This window comes from Pseudomonas sp. UM16 (assembly GCF_050312595.1).
Taxonomy (GTDB): domain Bacteria; phylum Pseudomonadota; class Gammaproteobacteria; order Pseudomonadales; family Pseudomonadaceae; genus Aquipseudomonas.
Window position 1 is genome coordinate 39,663 of the sequence record NZ_JBNPJT010000004.1, and the last position, 15,194, is coordinate 54,856.

The 15,194-nt window shown below is 59.5% G+C and carries 20 protein-coding genes; 8 read left to right on the forward strand and 12 right to left on the reverse strand.

Annotated elements, in window-relative coordinates; all coding sequences use genetic code 11:
* Positions 1 to 197 precede the first annotated feature (197 nt).
* Together ACQRAX_RS05450 and ACQRAX_RS05455 are read left to right on the forward strand one after the other, a co-directional pair.
* A complete protein-coding gene (locus ACQRAX_RS05450) occupies positions 198 to 1,142 on the forward strand; it encodes an alpha/beta hydrolase (RefSeq protein WP_412038078.1) in 945 nt (314 codons plus the stop codon).
* A gap of 33 nt (positions 1,143 to 1,175) precedes the next feature.
* Positions 1,176 to 1,646: a MaoC family dehydratase gene (locus tag ACQRAX_RS05455; protein ID WP_412038077.1), complete on the forward strand. Its 471-nt coding sequence runs from the start codon at positions 1,176 to 1,178 to the stop codon at positions 1,644 to 1,646.
* 3 nt (positions 1,647 to 1,649) lie between these two features.
* Here ACQRAX_RS05455 and ACQRAX_RS05460 read toward each other — a convergent pair whose 3' ends face one another.
* The 5 genes from ACQRAX_RS05460 to ACQRAX_RS05480 all read right to left on the reverse strand — a co-directional run bounded on the left by ACQRAX_RS05460 (position 1,650) and on the right by ACQRAX_RS05480 (position 4,861).
* On the reverse strand, positions 1,650 to 2,885 hold the full coding sequence (locus ACQRAX_RS05460; RefSeq protein WP_412038076.1) for an RNA polymerase sigma factor: 1,236 nt from the start codon (positions 2,883 to 2,885) through the stop codon (positions 1,650 to 1,652).
* Positions 2,885 to 3,370 carry an SRPBCC family protein gene (locus tag ACQRAX_RS05465; protein ID WP_412038075.1) on the reverse strand — a complete coding sequence of 162 codons (486 nt, stop codon included), beginning with the start codon at positions 3,368 to 3,370 and terminating at the stop codon, positions 2,885 to 2,887. Before ACQRAX_RS05465 ends, ACQRAX_RS05460 begins: the two co-directional genes overlap by 1 nt.
* A gap of 18 nt (positions 3,371 to 3,388) precedes the next feature.
* Entirely contained in the window at positions 3,389 to 3,733 is a 345-nt protein-coding gene (locus ACQRAX_RS05470; protein ID WP_412038074.1) for a YciI family protein, read from the reverse strand.
* 87 nt (positions 3,734 to 3,820) lie between these two features.
* A complete protein-coding gene (locus tag ACQRAX_RS05475) occupies positions 3,821 to 4,255 on the reverse strand; it encodes a YybH family protein (protein WP_412038073.1) in 435 nt (144 codons plus the stop codon).
* 117 nt (positions 4,256 to 4,372) lie between these two features.
* Positions 4,373 to 4,861 (reverse strand): GyrI-like domain-containing protein, encoded by a 489-nt coding sequence (locus ACQRAX_RS05480; protein ID WP_412038072.1) that lies wholly within the window; start codon positions 4,859 to 4,861, stop codon positions 4,373 to 4,375.
* Between the two features lie 102 nt (positions 4,862 to 4,963).
* Here ACQRAX_RS05480 and ACQRAX_RS05485 point away from each other — a divergent pair, with 102 nt between their 5' ends.
* A complete protein-coding gene (locus ACQRAX_RS05485) occupies positions 4,964 to 5,752 on the forward strand; it encodes a helix-turn-helix domain-containing protein (RefSeq protein WP_412038071.1) in 789 nt (262 codons plus the stop codon).
* A 201-nt stretch (positions 5,753 to 5,953) separates the two neighbouring features.
* Here ACQRAX_RS05485 and ACQRAX_RS05490 read toward each other — a convergent pair whose 3' ends face one another.
* Entirely contained in the window at positions 5,954 to 6,610 is a 657-nt protein-coding gene (locus ACQRAX_RS05490; RefSeq protein ID WP_412038070.1) for a LysE family translocator, read from the reverse strand.
* A 124-nt stretch (positions 6,611 to 6,734) separates the two neighbouring features.
* Positions 6,735 to 7,688 carry a threonine dehydratase gene (locus ACQRAX_RS05495; protein ID WP_412038069.1) on the reverse strand — a complete coding sequence of 318 codons (954 nt, stop codon included), beginning with the start codon at positions 7,686 to 7,688 and terminating at the stop codon, positions 6,735 to 6,737.
* 87 nt (positions 7,689 to 7,775) lie between these two features.
* Here ACQRAX_RS05495 and ACQRAX_RS05500 point away from each other — a divergent pair, with 87 nt between their 5' ends.
* From ACQRAX_RS05500 to ada, 3 genes are all read left to right on the forward strand, one after another.
* Positions 7,776 to 9,122 carry a PLP-dependent aminotransferase family protein gene (locus ACQRAX_RS05500; protein ID WP_412038068.1) on the forward strand — a complete coding sequence of 449 codons (1,347 nt, stop codon included), beginning with the start codon at positions 7,776 to 7,778 and terminating at the stop codon, positions 9,120 to 9,122.
* Complete coding sequence (locus tag ACQRAX_RS05505) at positions 9,119 to 9,742, forward strand: DNA-3-methyladenine glycosylase family protein (RefSeq protein WP_412038067.1); 624 nt, start codon at positions 9,119 to 9,121, stop codon at positions 9,740 to 9,742. Before ACQRAX_RS05500 ends, ACQRAX_RS05505 begins: the two co-directional genes overlap by 4 nt.
* Positions 9,743 to 9,818: 76 nt before the next feature.
* The gene (gene ada / locus ACQRAX_RS05510) at positions 9,819 to 10,880 is read left to right on the forward strand and encodes a bifunctional DNA-binding transcriptional regulator/O6-methylguanine-DNA methyltransferase Ada (RefSeq protein ID WP_412038066.1); all 1,062 of its coding nucleotides are present in this window, start codon (positions 9,819 to 9,821) and stop codon (positions 10,878 to 10,880) included.
* Between the two features lie 34 nt (positions 10,881 to 10,914).
* Here the strand turns inward: ada and ACQRAX_RS05515 are convergent, their stop codons facing one another.
* On the reverse strand, positions 10,915 to 11,172 hold the full coding sequence (locus ACQRAX_RS05515; protein WP_412038065.1) for a DUF2790 domain-containing protein: 258 nt from the start codon (positions 11,170 to 11,172) through the stop codon (positions 10,915 to 10,917).
* A gap of 366 nt (positions 11,173 to 11,538) precedes the next feature.
* Here ACQRAX_RS05515 and ACQRAX_RS05520 point away from each other — a divergent pair, with 366 nt between their 5' ends.
* Complete coding sequence (locus tag ACQRAX_RS05520) at positions 11,539 to 11,910, forward strand: GNAT family N-acetyltransferase (RefSeq protein WP_412038430.1); 372 nt, start codon at positions 11,539 to 11,541, stop codon at positions 11,908 to 11,910.
* On the opposite strand, the gene def is transcribed toward ACQRAX_RS05520, so the two are convergent.
* The 3 genes from def to ACQRAX_RS05535 all read right to left on the reverse strand — a co-directional run bounded on the left by def (position 11,862) and on the right by ACQRAX_RS05535 (position 13,713).
* Complete coding sequence (def, locus tag ACQRAX_RS05525) at positions 11,862 to 12,401, reverse strand: peptide deformylase (RefSeq protein WP_412038064.1); 540 nt, start codon at positions 12,399 to 12,401, stop codon at positions 11,862 to 11,864. The genes ACQRAX_RS05520 and def overlap by 49 nt on opposite strands.
* Positions 12,391 to 13,377 (reverse strand): YihY/virulence factor BrkB family protein, encoded by a 987-nt coding sequence (locus tag ACQRAX_RS05530; protein WP_412038063.1) that lies wholly within the window; start codon positions 13,375 to 13,377, stop codon positions 12,391 to 12,393. The genes def and ACQRAX_RS05530 overlap by 11 nt, the downstream gene beginning before the upstream one ends.
* A 156-nt stretch (positions 13,378 to 13,533) precedes the next feature.
* On the reverse strand, positions 13,534 to 13,713 hold the full coding sequence (locus tag ACQRAX_RS05535; protein WP_412038062.1) for a CsbD family protein: 180 nt from the start codon (positions 13,711 to 13,713) through the stop codon (positions 13,534 to 13,536).
* A gap of 188 nt (positions 13,714 to 13,901) precedes the next feature.
* Here ACQRAX_RS05535 and ACQRAX_RS05540 point away from each other — a divergent pair, with 188 nt between their 5' ends.
* Complete coding sequence (locus ACQRAX_RS05540) at positions 13,902 to 14,285, forward strand: hypothetical protein (RefSeq protein ID WP_412038061.1); 384 nt, start codon at positions 13,902 to 13,904, stop codon at positions 14,283 to 14,285.
* Here ACQRAX_RS05540 and ACQRAX_RS05545 read toward each other — a convergent pair whose 3' ends face one another.
* Entirely contained in the window at positions 14,286 to 15,122 is an 837-nt protein-coding gene (locus tag ACQRAX_RS05545) for a CvfB family protein (RefSeq protein WP_412038060.1), read from the reverse strand. It lies immediately after the preceding gene.
* Between the last annotated feature and the right edge of the window lie 72 nt (positions 15,123 to 15,194).

Here is a 15,194-nt window from a genome sequence, read left to right on the forward strand (position 1 = left end):
CATACCTGAGCCGTTCCGGCCCCCTATCCCTGCTTGGCGAAGGAGGTGTTGTGCCGACGTTAGCAGGTATGCCGCAGGTGGCAAATATGCCAAGGGCTGTCATTTACATTATGAATCTTGTTTGTCGCTGCCCTGCAATCGCACGTGTGGGTTATACACTGAGCTGACTCGACACTCTGTGCGCACAAGGACTCGCCATGCACCACGATGCGTTCTGGCTACCGGCCAGCGATCACTGCAGCCTGTATGTCTACCAATGGCTGCCCAGCACGCCGATCAAAGCGGTGGTACTGCTGGCCCACGGCATGGCCGAGCATGCCGGGCGCTACCAGCGCCTGGGCGAAGCGTTGAGCGCGGCCGGCTATGCACTGATTGCCCACGACCAGCGCGGCCATGGCCGCACCGCCGAGCTCGGCACCCTTGGCCTGTTCGCCAGGCGCGATGGCTGGAGCGCGGTGGTCAACGACCTGGGACTGCTCAGCCAACACATTGGCCAGCAATTCCCCGGCACGCCCGTATTCCTCTTCGGTCACAGCATGGGCAGCTATATTGCCCAGGCCTACCTGATGCACCACGGTGCCAGCCTGCAAGGGGCGATTCTCAGCGGTTCGAACTTCCAGCCACCGGCGCTGTACCGCACGGCCTGCGTGATTGCCCGCTTCGAGGCCTGGCGCCAGGGGCCTCTGGGCCACAGTGCGCTGATCGAGTGGTTGTCGTTTGGCTCGTTCAACAAGGCCTTCAAACCAACCCGCACTGCCTTCGACTGGCTCAGCCGCGACAACGCCGAGGTCGACCGCTACGTGGCCGACCCGCTGTGCGGCTTTCGCTGCAGCAACCGCTTGTGGATTGATCTATTGATGGGCCTTGAGCAAATCAGCCTGCCGGCCAACCTCAAACAGATCGATCCTAACCTGCCAATCCTGGTGATGGGCGGTGAATGTGATCCGGTCAGTGCCGGCAAACGTCTCAAGGATCTGGCCGGTGCTTTGCGCCTGGCCGGCAACCAGCATGTTCAGTTGCAGCTGTACCCTAACGCACGACATGAACTGCTCAATGAAACCAACCGTGACGAGGTCACGGCCGCAATCATCGACTGGTTGGAGCAGGCCCTGGCCCTTGGCCGCCCTGCCCGCAGCGAGTGACGGCCGCCCCCGCCCCCAGCAGGAACCGAATCGATGACCCAGGTCACCAACACGCCCTACGAAGCCCTTGAAGTCGGCCAGACCGCCAGTTTCAGCAAGACCGTCGAAGAACGTGACATCCAGCTGTTTGCTGCCATGTCCGGTGACCATAACCCGGTGCACCTGGATGCCGAGTTCGCCGCCAAGAGCATGTTCAAGGAGCGCATCGCCCACGGTATGTTCAGCGGTGCGCTGATCAGTGCTGCGGTGGCCTGCGAACTGCCAGGGCCAGGCACCATTTATCTGGGTCAGCAGATGAGCTTTCAGAAGCCGGTCAAGATCGGTGACACCCTGACCGTGCGCCTGGAAATCCTCGAGAAATTGCCAAAGTTCAGGGTGCGCATCGCCACCCGTGTGTTCAACCAGAACGATGAGCTGGTAGTCGATGGCGAGGCTGAGATCCTCGCCCCGCGTAAACAGCAGACCGTTGAACTGGTGAGCCCGCCACCGATCACCATCGGTTAAGGCTTACAGCTCGCTCAGGCGCCGCTCGATGTAACGTCGTTCGGCACCTTGCGAGGTCAGCCCCCAAGCGGTTTGGTACGCCTCTCGCGCCTGTTCGCGCCGCCCCAACTGCCGACACAGCTCGGCACGGGCGGCATGAGCCAGGTGATAGTCCAGCAACTGACCGCGCGCCAGAATCGCCTCGACCGCCAGCAATCCTGCCTGGGGTCCATCGCGACGCGCCAGCGCCGCTGCGCGATTGAGCTCCACCACCGGTGAAGGCCAGCCACGCAGCAAGACGTCGTACAAACCGACAATCTCCTGCCAATCGGTCTCTTGCGCACTGGCCGCTTCGGCATGCACCGCAGCGATCGCTGCCTGCAGGCTGTACACCCCGAATTGCTGGCTGCGCAAAGCCTGTTGCACCAGATGGCTACCTTCAGCAATCAACTGGCGATTCCACAAGCTACGGTCTTGCTCATCGAGCACGATCAGTTCGCCCTTTTCATCGCTGCGCGCCGCCTGGCGCGAGGCCTGTAACAGCATCAAGGCGAGTAAACCCAGCACCTCCGGGTCAGGCAGCAATTGCTGCAACAAACGCCCCAGACGGATCGCCTCGTCGCTCAGATCATTGCGCATCAGCAGGTCGCCCGTCGACGCTGAATAGCCCTCGTTAAAGACCAGATAGATAACGCGCAATACGCTGTCCAGGCGTTCGGGCAATTCGCCCAGCGACGGTACCTGATAGGGAATCCGCGCATCGCGGATCTTGGCCTTGGCGCGGACGATGCGTTGGGCAATGGTCGCCGGGCTCTGCAGGAATGCCCGGGCGATTTCCTCGGTGGTCAGGTCGCAGACTTCACGCAACGTCAGTGGTACCTGGGCATCGGCAGCCAGTGCCGGGTGACAACAGGTGAAGATCAGGCGCAGGCGATCATCTTCCAGCTCCTCGTCTTTCACGTCATCCTCCTGCTGAGCTTGCAGCGCCACCATCAATTGCCCCTGTGAGCGGTCGAAACGGGCACGCCGACGCAAGCTATCGATGGCCTTGAAGCGTCCGGCAGACACCAGCCAGGCCCGCGGATTGGCAGGGATGCCGTCGCGCTGCCAACGCTCCACTGCAACAAAAAACGCTTCATGCATGGCTTCCTCGGCCAGGTCGAAATCACCCAGCAAGCGAATCAGCGTCGCCAGGATACGTCGCGACTCATGCTTGTAGACCGACTCGACCTCGGCCTGCACCTGAACCTGCGTGGTCATCAGCCTGGCATCTGGGTGGTAACCAATGCCACCAGGCGATCCAGGCTTTCCCCCCAACCGCGATAAAAGCCCATTTCTTCATGGGCCAAGCAATCTGCGGCATTCCAATGCCAGGCACGTGCGCTGTACTGGGTCTTGCCCTGGACATCCTCGAAGGTCACCACCGCAGTCATAAAGGCTCGATTCGAAGGTACCCAACCCGGCCCGAAGGCATCGGTGAAGACAATTCGCGCCGGAGCAACAATTTCCAGGAATACACCCTGATTGGGGTATTCGGTGCCGTCAGGTGCGCGCATCACCGTGCGAAACAAGCCCCCCACCCACAACTGCATTTCGCACAAGGGTGTGGTCATGCCATTGGGCCCCCACCACTGCGCCAACAAATCGGGTTCGGTCCAGGCCCTGAAAACCTTGCTGCGTGGCGCATCGATCAGGCGGGTGAGGGCCAGTTCATGCAGGACAGTCCCGGGCGGGTGAAGGCTCATGTGTTGGTCTCCTTCGGTTCATGATTGCAAGTCGCGGATCGGCCTCACTTCAACACTGCCGACCCTGGCGGCAGGTATGCCCTTGGCAATGTTCAAGGCTTCATTCAGGTCGCGGGCATCGACCAGATAGAAACCGGCCAGTTGCTCTTTGGTTTCGGCAAAAGGACCATCGGTCAGGCTCATGTGACCACCCCGCATGCGCACCGTGGTAGCCGTCTGTACCGGTTTCAACGCTTCGGCGGCGAGCATCCGGCCACTGCCCTGGATCGACTCGGCGTACGCCATACATTCGGCGTCGGCGGGGCTGTCAGGCAAGCTGTGCAGCAGACCTTCTTCACAGTAGACCAGGCAAAGGTATTTCATTGTCGTCTCCACAGCAGATGCTCACTATGACTGTAGATCGCGCTGTTGGTGAAAGCGCGAATTGGCATAATCCACGGCGCTTTCAGCTCAAGGCTTGAGCGAAAACAGGGCGGCGCCGGTTTCCATGTCGAAAGGCGCTGACCAATGTTCGTGAATCACCTTCCATTGCCCGCCGATACGCTGGTAGCCGACCGTGGCGCGCATGTAGCAGCTTTTATCCTCACCGCCCTCTTCTACCGGCGGGCCACAACGATTGAGCCAGTGGGCAAACGCCAGGTCTGGCGTGGCATGCACCTGCAGTTGCTCCATCTCGAAGACCATCTCGCCGGGGCAATGCTCCATACAGCTTTGCCAATGGGCGGTGTAGGCAGCCTTGCCTTTGAACTGCAGTTCTTTGATGGCATCGAAGGCGAGAATATCGTCGGCGTAAGGTGCGGTTATTTTGGGAATATCGCGGGCGCGGACGGCGGGAATCCAGGCTTCGATGAGTTGACGGATTTCGTTCTCGGCGGCACTGCTCATGGTCGTGTCCTCTGAAATTCGACAGGTACATAGCGCCGAGTAAATCGACGCGTTCACAGATGGTCGAATGTCGGCGCGAGGAATCGACAGCCGCTGCGCAATATTTTCCTGTTGTGCTTAGCGGCGCTCCAGCGGCAGCCAGATCTCCATCACGCTACGGCTGTCAAACGGCTTGAAATCCTTGCCATAGCGCTCGAATTCAGGCGCTTGTGCAACCCGCTCGCCAGACGTCGGCAGCCAATCGTTCCAGATCGACTGAAAGGTCGCCTTAAGGGTGTCGACGCTGCCATGGTGTTCGAACACCGCATAGCGCTGGGGCGTGAGCTCAACGTGCTGAAAGTCGGCGGGCAACACCTCGACGTTCGCCACCTGGACCCCGGCGATATAGTCGAAATTGCCTTTGCCATCGGCGTTACAACACACGCCGTAAGTGTGTTCCTGGACTTGTCCGGGCACCCGTCCGATGTAAGGTTCAAAGCGCTGCCACAGCGCAGGAATCCCATCAGTCGTGGACTGGCTAAAGCGCCCGCCAATACCGGCGATGATAATGGCCTGAGCGTTTTCATAACGGGCGGGCTCGAGTGCTTGCTGATTGGCGTTAGACATATCCTTTGCCTCATTCAATGATGCGTTGAGCTACCCAGGCATTGCAGGGCAGCGGGGTCGTCCGCTAGCGTAGTCGCAATTATGCTTATGCGGAACCGAGCCATGGCCCTGATTGCCGAACCTTTGCACCGCTGCGGCCTGGTCGAGTCATCCTGGGTGCGTGCCAGTGCCGCGAGCTTTGCCCGCCACACCCATGATGAGCTGGTGCTAGGTGCCAATCTGTGCGGGCACGAGCGCATCTGGCTGGATGGTAACGAGCTAGAAGTACCGCCCGGCGCCGTGACCCTGTACAACCCACTTGCAGTGCAAGGCTCGACCTTTGGCCCGCAAGGTGTCGAGTACATCAGCCTGCACCTGGATGTCAGCGCCTTGCAGCGATTTATCGGTGACAACAACCTGGGGCCCACCCAGGGTTGTCCAACCTTCGAACAAGGGGTGTTGCAACAACCGGCGCTGTACCGCTCGATCGTAGGCTTTGCCACAGCCTCCACCGAGGATGAACAGGAAGCAGCGTTGCTGCAGCTGCTGGCCGAACTGTTCGCACAAGCGCCGGCGGCCAATGGCGAGCAGGTACCGGCCATTGAACACAGTGTGACGTTTATGCGCGGCCACTTACATGAGCGTGTGGCGCTGGATCAGCTGGCGCAAGCGGCGCAAATGAGCAAGTTCCACTTCGTGCGCTGTTTCAAGAAAGCCACAGGCCTGGGACCGTTGCAGTACCACATGCAGCTGCGCCTGATCGAAGCCCGCCGGCGGTTGCGCGCAGGTGCCCACCCCAGGGAGGTTGCCTTGGCCCTGGGCTTTTATGACCAAAGCCACTTCATCAATGCCTTTGGCCGGGTGATGGGCACCACCCCGCAGGCGTATTCAGCGACTTTTCGGCGCGGCTGAATAAAACAAGAGCCCCGGGTGGGGCTCTCGCTCAATATCATGGAAGGAAGCCACTGCCGGCTGAACGCTTGGCGCGTTTAGCGGCACGCTTTTCATCGGCGCTTCTCAGCGGCTTCTTCTTGGCCATCTTTTTCGCATCAAGACCTTTCATCTCAAAGATCCTCCGGCCTGACGGCACCTGCACATGGGTGCTCCGACTGATTATAGACCCGCGGTGGCAGCCGGTAGGGCGAGGATGAACTCGCGGTAACCGGAAACAATCACGTACACCGCGAAGTAGCAGAAAATCGCCGCCGAAAGCAGATAGGACCAGGTCAGCAATCGCTGCCCCAGCAACCGGCCGCCATGACTGGCAATCAGGCACAGAGACAGACACCAGAGCAGCCCTGCGGCGAAGAAACCGGACAGGAACAAACTTGCCTCCATCACGCTGCCGCCACCGGAACGGGAAATCAGCACACCGCCTACTGCGGCAAACCAGAGGATCGCACTGGGTGACGACATGGCCAGAAAGATCCCGCGCAGAAACTCCCGCCAGGACGATTCCACGACCACCTCGCCTGGCTGCACCTGCCCATCCCCGCGCCAGGCTGCCAGCAACATCTTTACCGCGAACCACACCAGCAACATCGATCCGCCCAGCCACAAGACCCAGCGCACGGCTTCGAACTGCAGCAGCACCGTCATCCCGGCCAAGGCCGCCAGGGCGTAGACCAGATCACCGACGCAGGTACCCAATCCTAGCCAGAAGCCCTGGAGAAAACCGCGCTGCATGGCCAAGGTGATCATGGCGATATTGGCAATGCCGATATCCAGGCACAGGGAAAGACTGAGGAGAAATCCGTTGGAGAAAGGCATCGGGCGTTCCATACACAGCATTGAGGGCAGGCGCTATTAAAGCGGGAATGATGTGAGCTGTATTGGAAGAAATTGCCCTTCGCGCTCTGGGGCCACACGGCTCCTGGTAACTTCGCCGGCCCCTCTAAACACCCAGTATCTGCGCATAACGCTGCCGATCAATGTTGGCTCCACTCAAGATCACCGCTACCTTGCGCCCGTGCTGGCGCTCACGCTCTTGTACCAACGCGGCCAAGCCTGCCGCCCCCGCGCCTTCGGCGGTGTTGTGGGTATCTTCGTGATAGATGCGCATGGCCTGGGCGATTTCCGCGTCGCTGACCCGCACGATCCGCGCCGCGTGCTGATGGATGATTTCGAAGGCTTCAGGCACTGGCAGGCGGCAGGCCATGCCATCGGCGAAGGTGTTGGCCGTGGCGGTGGTAACGATGTGGCCTTGCTCGACGCTCAAGGCAAAGGCATCAGCAGCGCTGGACACCACACCAACGATTTCGGTGCGCAGGCCCAGCAGGTTACGCGCCTGGATCAGCCCGCAAATGCCCGAACCCATGCCGATCGGTACGTAGACACAGTCAAGATCGGCAACCGCTTCAAACAGCTCCAGGGCATAAGTGGCCACCCCGCGCACCAGCTGCGGGTGGAACGAGGGGACCATTTCGTAATTGTGTTGTTGCGCCTGGCGCGCAGCCTCTTCTCGGGATTGGTCAAAATCGGCGCCATGCTCGATCAACTCTGCGCCAAGGGCTCGCATCGCCGCGTTTTTCTCTTCAGAGTTGCCGTGCGGCACAACAATGATGATCGGCAGCCCGGCGTTACGTGCCGCCAGGGCCATGCTCTGGCCATGATTGCCACGGGTGGCGGTGACCAGCCCGCGCACCTGTGGCTTTTGTGCCAGCAGCCACTGCACATACAGCAGGCCGCCACGCACCTTGAAGGCACCGGTCGGCGCATGGTTCTCATGCTTGACCCAGACTTCGCAACCCAGCCGCTCGGCCAGCCGTGGCCAAGCATACTGAGCAGTGGCAGGCACACTGGCATGTACCAGATGAGCGGCTTCACGCAGGGCAGTCAGGTCGAACATGGATCACCTCGGCAGCAATGGGTTTGACCTGATCCTAGCGCCGGGCCATTGTATGGGTAAAACCTTATATTGCATGGCCGACAATAAATGTGGACCCCTACGCTCGCCGACACCAAACAACCCCGCTACCTGGCCCTGGTCGATGCCATTGCCCAGGCCATCGAGCGTGGAGAACTGCAGGTCGGAGCACGGCTGCCACCACAACGGCGTCTGGCCTGGGCGCTGGGTCTCAACCCCAGCACCACCCAGCAGGCTTACCGTGAGGCCGCCGCCCGGCATCTGGTCAGCGGCGAGGTGGGTCGCGGTACTTATGTGCTGGCGGGCAGCAAGGAAGCCACGCTGTTTCAGCTCAAGCACACGCCATTGCAACCACAACTGATCGACCTGTCGACCAATGTGCCAGTGATCGATCCCGACAACCACGACATCGAATCCACCCTGCAGGCACTGCTAGCGGATGGAGAGGTGCGCAGCCTGGAGCACTACCTGAGCGCCGACATGCTGCTGTTGGCGCGCCTACAAGGTGCTGCCTGGCTGAGCAATCGCGGGCTGCACCTGAACGCAAGCCAAATGCTGTTGTGTGGCGGTGCCCAGCAAGCGCTGTTCAGCTTGCTGCTGTCGCTGTGCCAGGCTGGCGAGCCGGTGCTGGTCGAAGCCTTGACAGCGCCAGGCATCAAGGCCGCCTGTCGCCAGTTGCGCCTGCCCCTGCACGGCATTGCCCAGGACCGGCAAGGGGTCCTCGCTGACGACCTGGATCGGGTCGCACGGGCAACCGGCGCCCGGGTTGTGGTCCTGACGCCAAGCCTGCAGAACCCTACCGGCGCCTGCATGAGTCGCGAGCGCCAGCAGGCCATTGCCGAAGTGGTGCATCGCCATGGCCTGCTGCTGATCGAAGATGATGTGTATGGCGCCCTGACCGACCAGCCGCCCTTGTGGCCGTTGTTGGGCCCGTACGGAATGCTGATCAGCAGCCTGTCGAAGACCGTTGCAGCTGGTTTGCGCCTGGGCTGGATTGTCGCTGACCCCGCGCTGCTGAGCAAAATCGATCCGCACGCCCAGGCCACACACTGGCAGGTGTCGCCGCTGAACCTGCAGATCGCCTGCCGCTGGATCAGCGATGGCAGCGCCAGCCGCCGCCTGGCCTGGCAACGTGCCGAAGTTGAACAACGCTGGCGCCTGGCGCGCAAACTGCTGGGCAGTGAACGGATCTTCGGTCAGCAGCCTGCACCGCACATCTGGGTAAGCTGCCCGATCCCGGCGCAATCCGTGGTGCAGCGCTGCCGGGCCACTGCCGTCGAGGTAGTCCCCGCTGATGTATTTGCAGTAAAACAGAACGACGTGCAAGCGCTGCGCATCAGCCTGTCTGCTGCCAACAGCCGTGCAGAACTGAAGCAGGCCCTGGAGCGCGTGGTCCAGGCCATGGAGGTGCAATGAGTGAGTTTTTCCGTCAGGCCGAGCAGTTTCTCGCCGCGCTCGACCCGAAATGGGCCAGCCATGTACAGGCCATTGGCCCGTGCCTGCATCAGCCGCGTCCCGAGCGTGATCCGTATCAAGCGCTGGTGCGCGCCATCGCCTATCAGCAACTGCACGTCAAGGCCGGCGACGCGATTCTCGGGCGGTTTCTCGCGCTTTACCCTGGCACGGACTTCCCGAGCCCCGAACAGGTCTTGGCCACGTCGACCGAACAGCTGCGCGCCTGCGGATTCTCTGCCAGCAAGATGACCACTATCCAAGGCATCGCCAAGGCGCGTCAGGACGGTTTGGTACCAGACCATCAAGAGGCCCTGAGCCTGGATGACGAGCAGTTGATCGAGCGTCTGGTCAGTTTGCGTGGTGTCGGCCGCTGGACGGTTGAGATGCTACTGATCTATACCCTCGAACGTATGGACATCCTGCCCGCCGATGACTTTGGCGTACGCGAGGGCTACCGGCGCCTGCAAGGGCTGGATAGCCAACCCACCCGCCGGAAGATGGCCGAGCTGGGCAATGCCTGGCGGCCTTACCGCACCATTGCTTCCTGGTACCTGTGGCGGGTGCCGAGTTCGCGAGTTTGAACGCAAGACCCGGAGTTCTTTCAGGCACCCTGCCCCGCAACCTGAACGCATTGATCCTGCGCATGAGACGACTGGTATGAGCCAAGGCAAACCCCGCATCAGCGAATCCGACCCACGTTGGCAAGCGATTCTGGCCCGCGACCCGGCTGCCGACCACGCCTTCGTCTATGCCGTACGCACCACCGGCGTGTACTGCCGACCGAGCAGCAGCTCGCGCCTGCCACGGATCGACAACGTCGAGTTGTTCGACACTGCGGCGCAAGCTGAAGCCGCTGGTTATCGCCCCAGCAAACGCCGCGGGGCCGACCAGACATTGCTGGCCGAACAGCATCGGGCCCAGGTCACCCGCGCCTGCCAGTTGATCGAGAGTGCCGAATCGACGCTCAGCCTCAATCAACTGGCGGAGCAACTGAACATGAGCCCGTTCCACTTTCACCGCGTATTCAAAGCGATCACCGGGGTTACACCCAAGGCCTATGCCTCTGCACACCGGGCAAGCAAGGTTCGTCATCAATTGCAGCACTCCGGCACCATCACCGACGCCCTGTATGAAGCGGGGTTCAACTCCAACAGCCGCTTTTACGAATCGAGCAATGCGCGCTTGGGTATGACCCCTGGCGCTTACCGCGATGGCGGTGCCAACACCGATATCCGCTTTGCCATTGGCCAATGTTCCTTGGGTGCCATTCTCGTCGCGCAAAGCGCCCGCGGTATTTGCGCGATCCTGCTCGGCGACGATCCGCAGACATTGCTGCGCGACCTGCAGGACAAATTCCCCAAGGCCAACTTGCTCGGCGGCGATGCTGAGTTCGAAACTCTGGTGGCCAGGGTGGTGGGCTTGATCGAAGAACCGGGGATAGGTCTGGATTTGCCACTGGACCTGCGCGGTACAGCCTTTCAGGAGCGGGTCTGGCAGGCGTTACGCAACATTCCCGCTGGCAGCACCGCCAGCTATGCCGAAATCGCGCAACGGATTGGCTCACCCAAAGCAGTACGCGCCGTGGCTCAGGCCTGTGCGGCCAACGCCTTGGCGGTGGCCATCCCTTGTCATCGGGTGGTGCGCAGCGACGGCAACCTTTCGGGTTACCGTTGGGGCGTTGAGCGTAAACGTCAGCTGTTGGAGCGCGAACGCCAATAAGGCGGGATACCAGCTGTTGGAACAGACGCGACGTTTAGCCGTTGGTGCAACCATTACCCATGGCGCGATACTCAAGGGTATGGCGCTGACCTTGGTGGTCTTCATACACCATGGTTGCTGGCACCACTTCACAGACATTCGGAATAGTCGACAAACTGATGACCTTGGCAATATCCAAGTTAGTCGAATAATCATACTGCTCAGTGACTGGTTGAGTATTGGCCACCTTAACTTCATCTGCCAGGGCAAAAGAAGAAACACCCACCAGCGCAAGGACAAGTAAACTTTTCATAAAAATAAGCCTGCAAAGCAATCAAACTAATCGATTGACTTCATTGGCCGAGAATGGCGCGGAGAAGTTGTTACATCAGACACTACGACATAACACGAAGTACCGGTCCCACTATTAATTTTTTGCGGGGACAGTCATAGTTTACAAGTTGCCCGACGGGGTTAAATCCCTACTCCGGACAATCACTGTTACCAAAACCGTAACAATGGACCAGAACTGTCTCCCTCGACAGACGCCTTGCGTCGGTGTAAAAGCCCGGACCAGAGCCTCTGCTGGACGCTTTCCGTGAACACAATACGCTACAGTCTGCTATCCGAAGCCGAACGGCCGCTGCTGAACAAATTCTATAAAAGCCAGGGTTCCCCCATGCGCGCGACCGCTCAAGGGCAGCTCTGGGTTGCTCGGGCTGAGGAAATCGTCGCGGCGTTGTGCTTGAGCCCAGTGGCCGACGGCTACTGGCTGAGCGGGCTATGGGTGGCTGAACGTTGCCGAGGGCAACAGATTGCCCGGCACTTGCTTGAGGCCGCGGTGCAACGCAACGAAGGGGCCACCTGGTTGTTCTGCCACCCCGACTTGATACTTTTTTACCAACAGCAAGGGTTCAGGCCCTGCCCTGACCTGCCCGCCGCCTTGGCCGAACGCCTGGCCCGCTACCAACGCAACAAGCCGCTGCTGGCAATGATCAGGCCTCAGTCGTCACTGGCCGGGTCCAACCCTGGAAACAGCACCTCGGTGTAGCCGAACTTGCTGAAGTCATGGATGCGCGAAGGGTACAAGCGCCCGATCAAGTGGTCGCACTCATGCTGCACCACCCGCGCATGAAAGCCCTCGGCGAGGCGGTCAATCACCTGCCCCTGCGGATCGATGCCTTCATAGCGAATTCGCCGGAAACGCGCTACCACACCGCGCAAGCCCGGCACCGACAGGCAACCTTCCCAGCCGTCTTCGACTTCGGTACCTAATGCTGTGATCAACGGGTTGAGCAGTATGGTTTGCGGTACTGGTTCGGCGTCCGGGTAACGCTCGCTGCGTTCAAAGCCAAAAATCACCAGCTGCAGATCAACACCAATCTGCGGCGCGGCCAGGCCCACGCCACCGACATGGCGCATGGTCTCGAACATGTCGGCAATCAATTGTTCAAGTTCAGCACTGCCAATCAGCTGCGGCGGCACCGGCGGGGCGATGCGCAACAAGCGTTCATCGCCCATTTTCAAGATGTCACGAATCATGGGATGTACGGCTCACAGGTTGATCTTCAGACACGTCCGAGTGATCGTGCGAATGATCGCGGCCCAACCCGGACACATGTTGTTTCTCATGTTCAACGACCTGTTCACCGGCTTGTTTTTCACCAGGATTCTTGCCTTCGTTGGACATATGCTCAATCACTGCATTCATTTCTGCGCCGAGCAAAAGCACTGCAGCAGAAATATAAAAATATAACAACAAGACAATAATCGCACCGATACTGCCATACATGGCGTTGTAGTCAGCGAAGGTCTTGACGTAATAACCAAAGCCCAACGAGGCAATAATCCACACCACCACGGCCAATACCGAGCCCGGAGTAATAAAGCGAAACTCCTGTTTCACATCCGGCATCACGTAATAAATCAACGCCACCGCGACCATCATCAGAATAATGATTGCCGGCCAGCGCAATACCGTCCACAAGGTCACGATAAATTCCTGCATACCAATCTGCGAGGCAATCCACTCCATGACTTGCGGCCCCAGCACCATCAATGCCGCCGCTGCCAGCAGCATGCCGGCGATACCCACGGTATAAATGACCGACAACGGTATGCGCTTCCACACCGGCCGACCTTCGACCACGTCATAGGCCGCATTCATTGCGCTCATCATCAGCCGCACACCCGCCGACGCGGTCCACAAGGCAATCACGATACCCACTGAGAGCAAGCCGCCCTTGGATTGTTGCAATTGATCGATCACCGGGTTGACCTGCTCCAGGGCCTGGGGCGGCAACACCAGTTCCGACTGCAGGCGCAACCAGGAGAAAAAGTCAGGCAGGTGCAAAAAACCAATCAACGCGATCAAGAACAGCAGGAACGGAAACAGCGAGAACAGCATCTGGTAGGCCAATGCCGAGGCATAGGTGGACATTTCGTCATCGAGAAATTCTTTGACGGTGCGCACCAGCACGCGATGCAACGGCAAGCCGCGCAGGTCAGGGAAAATCATAGCGTCTCCTTTCGCCACTTGAGGGTCATGGGCAAGGCGCCTCATTAAAGGTCTGCACTAAAGTCTAAACGACGTTCGACTCTAAGTTACGATTGATTGCTGCAGATAGCACAACGGCCACCTCAAGTGGCCGTCGCTACACTACGCCTACAGCAATCAAGGCTTTTTCACAGCATCCTTGACCTTACCGACCACTTGCTGGGCTTCACCTTTGCGTTCCTGCAGCTCACCCTCGGCGCGTAGCCGCTCATTGTCGGTGGCTTTACCGACGCCTTGCTTGATAGTGCCAACCGCTTCGTTGGCCATGCCTTTGACTTTATCTTTGGTGCCACTCATGGGAGTTCTCCTGAAGGGGAAAAACGGGCTGTCAGAGTCGACAGTCAGTGGACTTGTGGCGGTTGGCGAGAGTTTCAATTATTTGCCTGTTGAACGCCCAAGCGAGCGCTCGTCGCAGTGCCGCTTTATGTTTCCAGCCAATCCCAGCACAATGAGCGACCTTTCAAGCGTCACCCGTAGGAACCTGCATGAAACTCGACAAACCCACCGCCATTGCCCGTCGCAACCAGGAACTGGAAAGGCCGGTACTTTCCAGCGACAACACCCTGTTTGCCGTGCTCGACACCAAGCGCAGCCTGTGGTGGTTTGATGTGCCGGTGAAGCTGGTACTGCGCAAAGACACGCCTGACTGGGTCAACCTGCTACTGCACAGCCCCGAGACCGACGAGTTGCAGCACCTGAAGGTGCCGGTGAACTTCCTCAAGGCCCATCTGGAGAAAATGGAAGTGCGCCACCCCGGCAAGCGGCGCTCGACCATCAGCCTGGCCTTGAGTGCTGACCGCGACTCAATGCTCCAGGACCTGCGCCCAGGTGGCGAAAACCTGAGTTTTGCAGGCTTCAGGCAAGTCTGATCAGATCAGTTCGATGCGGTCAGCGTGGATGACAATACGGCCATCCTTGTACAAGGCACCGATGGCCTTCTTGAAGTTGCCCTTGCTGACCCCGAACAGATCGCTGATCAACTGCGGGTCGCTCTTGTCACTGACCGGCAGTACGCCGTTGGCATCCTTGAGCTTGGCCAGGATCTTGTCGTTGAGGCTATTGGCCAGGTCCTGACCAATCGGCTGCAGGCTCAGGGCAATCTTGCCGTCGCTGCGCAGCTCTTTGATGTAGCCCTTCTCCTGCTTGCCCGAACGCAGGAACTTGAACACTTCGTTCTTGTGGATCAAGCCCCAGTGCTTGTTGTTGATGATCGCCTTGAAGCCCATCGGGGTTTCTTCGACCACCAGCAGATCCACCTCCTGACCGGTCGTGTAGTTGGCCGGCACCTTGTCCAGGTAGCGGTCCAGGCGTGCAGTGGCGGTAATCCGGCGGGTACGCTTGTCCAGGTAGGCATGCACCACGCAGTACTCGCCCTGACGCATCTGGCGCTTTTCTTCGGAATACGGCATCAACAGGTCTTTGGGCAAACCCCAATCGAGGAAAATGCCGATGCTGTTGATTTCCTTGACCTTGAGGCTGGCGAATTCACCGACCTGCAGCTTGGTCTTCTCGGTGGTGGCGATCAGCTTGTCTTCACTGTCCAGGTAGACGAAGACGTTCAGCCAATCTTCGACTTCGGTGGGCGTGTCCTTGGGAATGTAACGGTTGGGCAGGAGGATTTCGCCATCCGCGCCGCCGTCCAGGTACAGGCCGAAGTCCGTGTGTTTCACGATTTGCAAACTGTTGTAACGCCCAACTAAAGCCATTTCCGGAAATCCTCGTTGCGAGGCCGGCATTCTACACCTGAACCGACAAAACCGCCCGGTTGCCGTTGGTTA